Source organism: Polaromonas sp. CG_9.11 (assembly GCF_015752225.1).
Classification (GTDB): domain Bacteria; phylum Pseudomonadota; class Gammaproteobacteria; order Burkholderiales; family Burkholderiaceae_C; genus Polaromonas.
This window is the reverse complement of record NZ_JADOVE010000019.1, coordinates 96789-106473: the sequence shown is the minus strand read 5'-3', so window position 1 is coordinate 106473 and position 9685 is coordinate 96789. Positions and strand designations below refer to the sequence as shown.

Below are 9685 nucleotides of genomic sequence, written 5' to 3'. Positions count from 1 at the left end.
ACCCAGAAACCCCACAAATCAAGGAGCTTCGAAACACGCAAAAAGTAGCCTGACTCACTTCACTTCAGGCGACAACTTCCTTGACAGCCACCGGTGATGTGGGCCGGTTCCATGTTGTGCAACTGGCCAAGCGGTTGTGGTTCCGTAATCCTTACTTTATAGTAAGGCACTAAAGGAGCCCATCAATGACAAGCGCAACCGTGACAAGCAAAGGACAAATCACCATTCCGGCCCGCATCCGGGAAGCCTTGAAGGTCAGCGCAGGTGATCGCATCGAGTTCGTACAAGTGCAAGAGGGCCGCTATGAATTTATCGCCGCGACGCGTTCTGTGACCGATCTCAAGGGAATGTTTGGCAAGCCCGTTAAAAGTGTCTCCATTGAGGAGATGAACGCGGTGATTGCCGCACGCGGGGCCGCTGCGCGATGATCGGGCTCGACACCAATGTGCTGGTGCGCTACATCATGCAGGACGATGCCCCACAGGCCGAACTTGCCACAGCGCTGATAGAGTCCTTGACGGTTGATGAGCCTGGATTTGTGCCGCTGGTCGCATTGATTGAACTGGTGTGGGTACTGTCTTCGGCCTTTGATCTGGTGCGCAGCCAAGTCGTGCAGGCACTGGAGACGCTGCTGCTGACCAAAGAAATTCAAGTGGAAAACGCGGAGGTGGTGTGGCGCGCACTTCGCCTGTACCGCGCCAGTGCAGCGGACTTTGCTGACTGTTTGATTGAGCGATCCGCCGCAGCTTCTGGTTGCTCGCGAACGATGACGTTTGACCGGGGTGCCGTCAAGCATTGTGCGATGACCTTGGTGCAGTGAGGCTTGGCCGGTCAATGACGGTTTTTGAATAGCGCAAGTTGCTCATGATTTCATAGCTGCTTGCGCCCGGATGGCAAAGGCTACGGACTGATTCACCTTCAGATGCCCAGCATCCTTCTGGAGCCGTGATGCAAAATCAATTTTTCGCAAATCAGATATGGAGTTTGATATGAACAGAATCACGCTGGAACCGGGCAAACGCGGTGGCAGGCCCTGTATTCGCGGCTTGCGCATCACTGTTTATGACGTTCTGTCGATGTTGTCGAGCGGCATGACCCAGCAGGAAATACAGGACGATTTTCCGGAACTGGCCGCTGAAGACATTCTTGCCGTACTGGCGTATGCGGCCGAGAGGGAGCATCAGGTGGTTTCCCTGAGGGCGCAATGAAGTTGCTGCCAGGCGAGAATTTGTCGCGGCGACTGGTGCCGTTTTTGCAGCATGACTACCCCGGCAGTAACCAGGTGGTTTTGCTTGGTATGGAGTCCGCATCAGACAAAGAGGTGTGGCAAAGGGCCAGAGCTGACGGTTACGTCATCGCCACCCCGGATGCAGATTTCCAGGAGCTGTTACTTGTTTGGGGTCAGCCCCCCAAGGTTATCCGCCTCATGACCTTGAATCAGTCTTGGTCGCTACTCTGAAAGTGCTGAATGAGAACAGGGATGCGATCGCCGAAGCGCTCGTGAACAACGATCTGGCATCCGTGGAAATGGTGTCTGCTTGAGTACGTAGTTGGCGAGATTTCGTACAAAATGGTTCGGCTTTTCAGGTCTTGACTGTGCCTTAAAAATTCACGTTAGCGCATGTCGCCATTGGCCCTGTGGCGTGAAACGATAAAATCAATATTTCCCTCGATACGCTGTACTTCGCCGCGCAAACCGTGAAGAGTCCGATTTGAGTCATCAGTTGGCAACTCAAGGGTGAGGCACCGTTGTCGCGGCACCTTGCTACTTTTTCGATAGCTTGTTATGCATATTTAACAAGGGCCGCAGCCTTGTTTTTCATAAATTAATCGGGAGTGGTGCTGGCGGTGTCTGTGGCTGCTGGTTTGGGTTTGCGGCTCAGACTCCGATAAATCTGAATCTGAATCTGAATCTGAACCTCATTAACCCGACCCTTACGATTACTTATTGACTTTGTGAATCTGTAATTAGTTCATCGAAACTTGAATCTGTAATTTGATCAGTTCATCAATCAAAGCTTCGATATTCTTTTTGATGGTTCCCTCTGTGGCTATTTTCAAACGCGTCGCGCCTACGAAAGCATCACTTACCGTGGCGGTGAACGGGGTGGGAATGACGCGGGTATAGATTTCCTTACCTGTACTGCGCTCCACGACTGAATAGTGAACAGCGGCGGTTACCGTCATGTCGAAACCAAGTATAGGTTGGTCAAGTCGTACCAAGTCGGCGATCAATTGAAAGCGCCCTGAACTGGGTACAGTGTTTAGGAGGCCGGCAGTTCGAAGTGAGTCTTCCAAAGCTCTTTCAAAATCAGCACTTGAAACATTCGAAACCCACATTGGATTGGTCTCCCTGCCGCCGGTCACATCCTTGATGCCGATACTGCCTCTAAGCGGAGAGTCTTTTGGAACGGTTCGAGACAATCCCCCCGAAGCCGTCATTTGATCGACGCGCGCAGGAGTTGCACAACCTGCAATTAGGAACGCGAGGGCAATGCTTATAAATTTATAAATATTTTTCATTTCCGTTTTCGTTGATTTTTATTTGCGACTCCGTACATGTCGAGCGGGTTGAGGATCTTTGACGATCAAATACATTTTTTCTGAGTGCTGACACCTTGCAGGGCGTCGTACTCACCTTTTAGCCGACCCAACTCAGCTTCCTGCCCTTTGGTGCCCCCCAGCGCAAAAAGCGCTGGCCAAAACAAAAGCGCGCCCACTACGCCAATTGCCTTGTCATTGCTTGCGGCTTCATCAAGGCGACCCGACAACTGATTGACGCGACTAGAGACACGCATCATCTCTTGCCTAACTTGTTCGCAGTCGTAGCTGGAAAATTGCGTAGGTGAGACATAGGTTCCGACCACATCTTTACCAGCAGTAGCGCATCCAGCCAGGATCGAAATCGCCGTCATAGACGCAACAAAACTCTTGATAGATTGACTAATTCTCATGAAACTTCCTTGAAATCCGTGTTGTGATGGTCTTGCCTGCTTTTGACCTGCTCGCCATCCAAAGCAGGTTTTTCCAACGACCGCCATCAAACGCTCTTACTGGCTGTGGACGATTCGTCAACGAATGTAACCTGTAACTATAAAAAACATAACTTTCAAAGTGTTTACACAAGGCTGTCACCTTCACTCGTGGCTAACGATTTCAGCTTGCGTTTTTGAGGCAAGCGCATCGCGCCCAACCCCGCACGCAACTGGCTACTGGGCAAATCCATTCCCACGCAAGACAAACTGCGCGTGCTGGCCGACTGGCTGCATGTGAGTCCGGACGAGTTGCGTTATGGAACCTTGGCGCCAACCTTCAAGGCGCAGGACTCAGGGACTGATATGTCGGTGCTGACCATGCAAGACCGCGACATGCTGGCGCGTTACATGACGCTGCCGATGGAAGACCGCAAGACGGTGTGCGATGTGGTGATCGCGCTGGCTGTGGCGGCAAATGTCAAAGTCCGTCAGTAACCGACCTCAAAGAGTGAGCGATGCCGCCGCCCTGGTGTCCGATGCCGGGTGTAGCGGGCAAAATCCCTGCATGACCTCTTTGCCCGCACTTCCGCCCGCCAAGCCCTTGAGTTTTCCCGAGAAAGCCATGCAAAAACTCGGCCTGCGCCGCGACATCGACCTGGCGCTGCACCTGCCGCTGCGCTACGAGGACGAAACCCGCATCGTGCAGCTGGCCGGTGCGCGCGATGGCGATGTGGTGCAGATCGAAGGCGAGGTCACGCACAGCGAAGTGCTGATCCGCTCGCGACGGCAGTTGCTGGTCACGGTCGATGATGGCAGCGACACCTGCCTGTTGCGCTTCCTGAATTTTTACCCGTCACACCAGAAGACCCTGAGCGTGGGCGCCCGGGTACGGGTGCGGGGCGAATTGCGCGGCGGTTTCCTGGGCCGGGAAATGATGCATCCGCACTTCAAGCTGGCCGGCGGCGAGTTGCCCGGCGCGCTGACACCGGTGTACCCGACCTCGGCTGGCCTGCCGCAGGTGTATTTGCGCAAGGCGGTACTCAGCGGCCTGGCGCGCGCCGACCTGCGGGAGACGATTCCAGCGCAGTTTTTGACCCAAAACCTGCCGCTCCGCTTGTCCAGCCTGCGAGAGGCGCTACAGTTTTTGCATCATCCCACGCCCGATGCGGCGCTGCAAACGCTCGAAGACCGCAGCCATCCGGCCTGGCAGCGTCTGAAGGCCGAGGAGCTGCTGGCCCAGCAAATCTCCCAGCTGCAGGCCCGGCGCGTGCGCGCCGCCATGCGCGCGCCGGCCTTGAATGGCCCGGTGATGCGCGGCACGCACTGCACGCTGCAGTCGCAATTGCTCGAACGCCTGCCGTTTCGCCTGACCGGCGCGCAGCAGAGAGTCGGCCTTGAAATTGAAGCAGACCTGAAAAAGAGCATTCCCATGCACCGCCTGCTGCAGGGCGACGTGGGGTCGGGCAAGACCGTGGTGGCCGCATTGGCGGCCGCCCGTTGCATCGACGCCGGCTGGCAGTGCGCCCTGATGGCGCCGACCGAAATCCTGGCCGAGCAGCATTTCAGCAAGCTCATCAGCTGGCTCGAACCCCTGGGCATTACCACTGCCCGGCTCAGCGGCAGCCAGAAACCCAAGGAGCGCCGGCAGATGCTGGCGCTGATCGAAAGCGGCCAGGCGGGCCTGGTCATCGGCACCCATGCGGTGATCCAGGATAAGGTGGTGTTCAAGAACCTGGCGCTGGCCATCATCGACGAGCAGCACCGCTTCGGTGTGGCCCAGCGCCTGGCCCTGCGCAGCAAGATGACGGGCGGCGGCCAGGAGCCGCACCTCCTGATGATGACCGCCACGCCGATTCCGCGCACGCTGGCCATGAGCTACTACGCCGACCTGGACGTGTCCACTTTGGATGAGCTGCCGCCCGGCCGCACCCCCATCGTCACCAAGGTTGTGAACGACGCCCGGCGCGACGAGGTCGTGGCCCGCATCCAGGCGCAGATTGCCGAAGGGCGGCAGATCTACTGGGTCTGCCCGCTGATCGAGGAAAGTGAGTCCATGGACCTGGTCAACGCCACCCAGACGCATGCGGCGCTCAGCGAGGCGCTGCCCGACGTGCTGGTCGGCCTGCTGCACTCGCGCATGCCGCCAGCCGAGAAAAAAGCCGTGATGAGCCTGTTCACTGACGGCGTGATGGCGGTGCTGGTCAGCACCACAGTGATCGAGGTCGGCGTCGATGTGCCGAACGCCTCGCTGATGGTGATCGAGCATGCCGAGCGCTTTGGCCTTTCCCAGTTGCACCAGTTGCGCGGCCGGGTCGGGCGCGGCGCGGCGGCGTCGGCCTGCGTGCTGCTGTATTCGACCGGCGACGCGCCCCGGCTGGGCGAGGTGGCGCGGGCGCGGCTCAAAGCGATGGTCGAAACCGGTGACGGCTTTGAAATTGCCCGGCGCGACCTGGAGATTCGCGGACCGGGCGAATTTCTGGGATCGCGCCAGTCGGGGGCGGCGATGCTGCGGTTTGCGGATCTGGAAACCGATGCCGGGCTGCTGGCCTGGGCGCGGGAAGTGGCGCCGCTGATGCTAAATCAGCATCCTGAGCTGGCAGAGCGCCATGTGCTCCGCTGGCTGGGCGGCAAGGCGGAATTTTTGAAGGCATGAGCACTGCGTTTAAACCCATGTTCGCGCAGCGGGACAAGCGGCACAAGTTTCGATTTTTTGCATTCAACGCGTGATTTTTCTTCGAGCATCCGTGCAAGGGCAGCAAACCAACCACCCTTTTTCACCCTGCTGTGTCCAGGCCCGGCAGCCGGTCCAAACCTGTTTGACTCGATTCTTGAGAGCCCCTGCAAAAGGTTGTGTCATAAATTGACAGGCATTGAACATGCTGCCAGCCACCGCTACCATGCCAGCATGAAAGCCCTTCTGCGCCTGTTCGCCTCGCTGCACGCCCTGATTGCCATGTTGTTCATGTGCGCGTCACTGGTGCTGATTGCCATTGCTACAAATTCCGGCTGGCATGCGTTGGCCAGCGGCCTGGACGTCGCGGCGGCGCAGGGCATCATTGAGGCCATTGGGCTGATTGCCGTGGCTGTCGTGGCGCTGCAGATTGCCCAGACCATCGTCGAGGAAGAAGTCATTCGCGACGCGCAGATCAGTGCGCCGACGCGGGTGCGGCGCTATTTGTCGCGGTTTCTCGTGGTCATCGTGATTGCGCTGGCGGTCGAAGGGCTGGTGGCGACCTTCAAGGCCTTGCATGATGATCTGTCGCAACTTCCCTATGCGGCAAGCATCCTGATTTCAGTGGCGCTCTTGCTGGCCGGGTGGGGGGTGTTCATCCGGCTCAACCGTTCCGCCGAAGAACTGGAACCGGAGGCGATGCAGGAAGCCAAAAGCGAGGACAAAAAGCTCGAGTAATCCTTGCGCCCTGGGCATGGCGCAAAAGGCCTTGCTGCTGGCGCCGAAAGCTGCCACCAAATGGCGGGCAGGCGCTATATTTAAGATAGCTGCTTGCGCAAGATCCGCCTGCGCTGGAGGGCGATTTGGCTTAAAAATCAGGCAATCCGACGCTTTTGTGGCGCCGGACGGGCTGCACCCGGTTTCTCTTTTGTGCGAAGGCCTGACGATGAAAGCCGCACAATAGCCCCATGACGCTGACCGAACTCAAATACATCGTCGCCGTGGCGAGAGAAAGGCACTTCGGCCGGGGCGCCGAAGCCTGCCATGTGTCGCAGCCGACGCTCAGCGTGGCCATCAAGAAGCTGGAAGAAGAACTCCAGGTCAAGCTGTTCGAGCGCAACGCCAACGAAATCACCGTGACGCCGCTGGGCGAGGAAATCGTGCGCCAGGCGCAAAGCGTGCTGGAGCAGGCCGACAGCATCCGCGAGATCGCCCGGCGCGGCAAGGACCCGCTGGCCGGCAGCCTGCGGCTGGGCGTGATCTACACGATTGGCCCCTACCTGCTGCCCGATCTGGTGCGCCAGATCATCGAAAAAACGCCGCAGATGCCGTTGATGCTGCAAGAAAACTTCACGGTCAAGTTGCTCGAAGAACTGCGCACCGGCGAGATTGACTGCGCGATTTTGGCCGAACCGTTTCCCGACACCAACCTGGCGATTGCGCCGCTGTACGACGAGCCTTTCATGGCCGCCGTGCCCAGCAGCCATGCGCTGGCCGCGCGCAGCAGCGTGACGGCCGAGGAGCTGAAAAAGGAAACCCTGCTGCTGCTGGGCACCGGCCACTGCTTTCGCGACCATGTGCTGGAGGTGTGCCCCGAATTTGCCCGGTTTTCGAGCAGCGCCGAGGGCATCAACAAGAGCTTTGAAGGCTCGTCGCTGGAAACCATCAAGCACATGGTGGCCGCCGGCATGGGCATCACCCTGGTGCCGCGCCTGGGCGTGCCCAAGGCGGCGCTGTCGCTCAGCGGCCAGGACACGTCCCCGGACCAGCCTTCCTACATTCGCTACCTGCCGTTCGAAGGCCATGTGCCGACGCGGCGCGTGGTGCTCGCCTGGCGCCGCAGTTTTACCCGCTACGAAGCCATTGCCGCGCTGCGCAATGCAATTTATGCCTGCGAACTGCCGGGCGTCATCCGGCTGTCCTGAAAGGCGCGCCTGCGCACAACCTATTGCGCGCCTAGACCTTGACTTTTGCACGGTTGATGTCGATTGCGTATGGTTATCGATCCCCCCCATTGACTTCTAAAGGAAAACACCATGGCCAAAACTCCTGTTAAAACCATTGCCAGCGCAGCCGTTCGAGGCGCTCCGGCGATCAACATCGGCATCAGTGAAAAAGACCGAGCGGCCATCGCGCAGGGTCTGAGCCGCCTGCTGGCCGACACCTACACGCTGTACCTGACGACCCACAATTTCCACTGGAACGTGACCGGGCCGATGTTCAACACGCTGCATACGATGTTCATGACGCAGTACACCGAATTGTGGAACGCGGTGGACCCGGTGGCCGAACGCATTCGCTCGCTGGGCCATCCGGCGCCGGGCTCGTATGCGCAGTTCACCAAGCTGGCCACCGTGCCGGACGTGCCGGTCGTGCCGCCCAAGGCGATGGAAATGGTGCGCATTCTGGTGCAGGGCCACGAAGCCGTGGCACGCACCGCGCGCGAGTTATTCCCCATGGCCGACAAGGCCAGCGACGAGCCGACCGCCGACCTGCTGACCCAGCGCATGACGGTGCACGAGCAAACCGCGTGGATGCTGCGTTCGCTGCTGGAAGAGTAACCAAAAAGATGGGATCTGATCGGCGCGGTGACGGGCCGTCCCAAGCCAGCACAGGCCCAGTAGCGGGCGCTGGGGCTCCTTCCCCAGACCAGCAGGGGCCGCGGGACCGGCTTTGCCGGACCGCAGGCGCAGCAGCCCCCTCGGGGGGCAGCGCATTACACGAAGTGAAAAGCGTGGGGGCTCTTTATTTGCAGTTGATCCGCTGGAACCGCCCGGCCGGCTGGCTGCTGCTGCTGTGGCCGACCCTGTCGGCGCTGTGGGTGGCGTCGCACGGCTTTCCGGGCTGGCACCTGATCAGCGTCTTCACGCTGGGAACGTTTTTGATGCGCAGCGCGGGCTGCTGCGTCAATGACGTGGCGGATCGGGAGTTCGACCGGCATGTCAAGCGCACGGCGCAGCGGCCGGTGACCACCGGCGCGCTGTCGGTGAAGCAAGCGCTGGCGCTGGGCGCGGTGCTGGTGCTGCTGGCGTTCGGCCTGGTGCTGACGACCAATGCGGCCGCCATTGCCTGGTCGTTTGCCGCGCTGGCCGTCACGCTGGCCTACCCGTATGCCAAGCGCTATGTATCAATGCCGCAGGCGGTGCTGGGCGTGGCCTTCAGCTTCGGCATTCCGATGGCGTTTGCCGCCGTGCAGTCGCGCGTGCCGCCTGTGGCCTGGGTGCTGCTGCTCGGCAACCTGTTCTGGGTGATTGCCTATGACACCGAATACGCCATGGTCGATCGGGACGATGACCTGTTGATCGGCATGAAAACCTCGGCCATCACGCTGGGCCGTTTCGACGTGGCCGGCGTCATGCTCAGCTACCTGATTTTTATATCGATTTGGGCTTTTGCGCTTGATGGACGGGCGCAGTCAGCTATTTTTAGCATAGCGATTGGCCTGGCGCTGCTGCAGGCGCTGTGGCACGGCTGGCTGATCCGCAAGCGTGAGCGCGATGGCTGCTTCAAGGCTTTTCGCCTGAACCACTGGCTGGGGTTCACGGTGTTTGCCGGCATTGTGCTGTCGTACTGGGGCCAATGAGGCGGTGGGACTGGCCTGCCTGTTGCGCCAAGTGCGCCCGTAAAAAAGCCCGCGCATCGCGGGCTTTTGCAAGACCTCAACTGGCCGGTGCAGCCAGCCATGCGTCCGTTTGCAGGTCAGGCGGCTTTCGGGGCCATTTTGGCTTTTGCCTTGACCTTGGCATGCTTGGCCTTGTGCTTGACCACGGCCTTGGTGTGCTTGGCCTTGGCGGCAGGCGCAGCCACGGGGGCCGCAGGCGCTGCGGCCGTCTGGGCTGCGGCCGGCGTGGAAATCAAAGCCAAAGGCATGGCAAGGACAGCGGCGCTGGCAAGGAGGGACAGGAATTTTTTCATGGGGTGCTCCGGGGTGTTTGTAAAGTCATTACGTTCGTAGGGCCGGGTCGCCTTTCTGGCGGGCTGGCGACAAGCTGCACGTTCGTGAATGCTTAACGTAGCCTTGCGTCGGCCGGTTGACGGG

General features: G+C 59.4%; 13 protein-coding genes. 10 read left to right on the top strand and 3 right to left on the bottom strand.

Annotated features, from left to right (window positions below; genetic code table 11):
- The first annotated feature begins 185 nt into the window (after positions 1-185).
- The 4 genes from IWX85_RS15795 (at position 186) to IWX85_RS15780 (ending at position 1459) form a co-directional block, all read left to right on the top strand.
- Positions 186-428, top strand: a complete 243-nt coding sequence (locus tag IWX85_RS15795; protein WP_196870357.1) for an AbrB/MazE/SpoVT family DNA-binding domain-containing protein — start codon at positions 186-188, stop codon at positions 426-428.
- Positions 425-820 (top strand): PIN domain-containing protein, encoded by a 396-nt coding sequence (locus tag IWX85_RS15790; RefSeq protein WP_196870356.1) that lies wholly within the window; start codon positions 425-427, stop codon positions 818-820. Before IWX85_RS15795 ends, IWX85_RS15790 begins: the two co-directional genes overlap by 4 nt.
- A 169-nt stretch (positions 821-989) precedes the next feature.
- Positions 990-1208: a DUF433 domain-containing protein gene (locus tag IWX85_RS15785; RefSeq protein ID WP_196870355.1), complete on the top strand. Its 219-nt coding sequence runs from the start codon at positions 990-992 to the stop codon at positions 1206-1208.
- The gene (locus IWX85_RS15780; RefSeq protein WP_196870354.1) at positions 1205-1459 is read left to right on the top strand and encodes a DUF5615 family PIN-like protein; all 255 of its coding nucleotides are present in this window, start codon (positions 1205-1207) and stop codon (positions 1457-1459) included. Before IWX85_RS15785 ends, IWX85_RS15780 begins: the two co-directional genes overlap by 4 nt.
- A gap of 509 nt (positions 1460-1968) precedes the next feature.
- Here IWX85_RS15780 and IWX85_RS15775 read toward each other — a convergent pair.
- Positions 1969-2523, bottom strand: a complete 555-nt coding sequence (locus IWX85_RS15775) for a hypothetical protein (RefSeq protein ID WP_196870353.1) — start codon at positions 2521-2523, stop codon at positions 1969-1971.
- A 65-nt stretch (positions 2524-2588) separates the two neighbouring features.
- Positions 2589-3041: a hypothetical protein gene (locus IWX85_RS15770; protein ID WP_196870352.1), complete on the bottom strand. Its 453-nt coding sequence runs from the start codon at positions 3039-3041 to the stop codon at positions 2589-2591.
- A 207-nt stretch (positions 3042-3248) separates the two neighbouring features.
- Between IWX85_RS15770 and IWX85_RS15765 the strand changes: the two genes are divergently transcribed.
- The 6 genes from IWX85_RS15765 (at position 3249) to ubiA (ending at position 9229) form a co-directional block, all read left to right on the top strand.
- The gene (locus IWX85_RS15765) at positions 3249-3470 is read left to right on the top strand and encodes a hypothetical protein (RefSeq protein WP_304609504.1); all 222 of its coding nucleotides are present in this window, start codon (positions 3249-3251) and stop codon (positions 3468-3470) included.
- A gap of 70 nt (positions 3471-3540) precedes the next feature.
- Entirely contained in the window at positions 3541-5628 is a 2088-nt protein-coding gene (gene recG / locus IWX85_RS15760) for an ATP-dependent DNA helicase RecG (protein ID WP_196870351.1), read from the top strand.
- A gap of 252 nt (positions 5629-5880) precedes the next feature.
- The gene (locus tag IWX85_RS15755; protein WP_036812651.1) at positions 5881-6384 is read left to right on the top strand and encodes a hypothetical protein; all 504 of its coding nucleotides are present in this window, start codon (positions 5881-5883) and stop codon (positions 6382-6384) included.
- Positions 6385-6614: 230 nt separating this feature from the next.
- Positions 6615-7571: a LysR substrate-binding domain-containing protein gene (locus IWX85_RS15750; protein ID WP_036806729.1), complete on the top strand. Its 957-nt coding sequence runs from the start codon at positions 6615-6617 to the stop codon at positions 7569-7571.
- Positions 7572-7682: 111 nt separating this feature from the next.
- Positions 7683-8207 carry a Dps family protein gene (locus IWX85_RS15745; protein ID WP_036806728.1) on the top strand — a complete coding sequence of 175 codons (525 nt, stop codon included), beginning with the start codon at positions 7683-7685 and terminating at the stop codon, positions 8205-8207.
- 164 nt (positions 8208-8371) lie between these two features.
- Positions 8372-9229: a 4-hydroxybenzoate octaprenyltransferase gene (ubiA, locus tag IWX85_RS15740; protein WP_036806726.1), complete on the top strand. Its 858-nt coding sequence runs from the start codon at positions 8372-8374 to the stop codon at positions 9227-9229.
- Positions 9230-9345: 116 nt separating this feature from the next.
- Here the strand turns inward: ubiA and IWX85_RS15735 are convergent, their stop codons facing one another.
- Entirely contained in the window at positions 9346-9561 is a 216-nt protein-coding gene (locus IWX85_RS15735; RefSeq protein ID WP_036806724.1) for a hypothetical protein, read from the bottom strand.
- Positions 9562-9685 lie beyond the last annotated feature (124 nt).

Bases quoted from the DNA above. Each gene is read 5' to 3' on its own strand.
- IWX85_RS15785 (WP_196870355.1), top strand. From the start codon at position 990: ATGAACAGAATCACGCTGGAACCGGGCAAACGCGGTGGCAGGCCCTGT.
- IWX85_RS15770 (WP_196870352.1), bottom strand. From the start codon at position 3,041: ATGGCGGTCGTTGGAAAAACCTGCTTTGGATGGCGAGCAGGTCAAAAG.
- IWX85_RS15745 (WP_036806728.1), top strand. From the start codon at position 7,683: ATGGCCAAAACTCCTGTTAAAACCATTGCCAGCGCAGCCGTTCGAGGC.
- recG (WP_196870351.1), top strand. From the start codon at position 3,541: ATGACCTCTTTGCCCGCACTTCCGCCCGCCAAGCCCTTGAGTTTTCCC.
- IWX85_RS15735 (WP_036806724.1), bottom strand. From the start codon at position 9,561: ATGAAAAAATTCCTGTCCCTCCTTGCCAGCGCCGCTGTCCTTGCCATG.
- IWX85_RS15795 (WP_196870357.1), top strand. From the start codon at position 186: ATGACAAGCGCAACCGTGACAAGCAAAGGACAAATCACCATTCCGGCC.
- IWX85_RS15750 (WP_036806729.1), top strand. From the start codon at position 6,615: ATGACGCTGACCGAACTCAAATACATCGTCGCCGTGGCGAGAGAAAGG.
- IWX85_RS15755 (WP_036812651.1), top strand. From the start codon at position 5,881: ATGAAAGCCCTTCTGCGCCTGTTCGCCTCGCTGCACGCCCTGATTGCC.
- IWX85_RS15790 (WP_196870356.1), top strand. From the start codon at position 425: ATGATCGGGCTCGACACCAATGTGCTGGTGCGCTACATCATGCAGGAC.
- IWX85_RS15780 (WP_196870354.1), top strand. From the start codon at position 1,205: ATGAAGTTGCTGCCAGGCGAGAATTTGTCGCGGCGACTGGTGCCGTTT.
- IWX85_RS15775 (WP_196870353.1), bottom strand. From the start codon at position 2,523: ATGAAAAATATTTATAAATTTATAAGCATTGCCCTCGCGTTCCTAATT.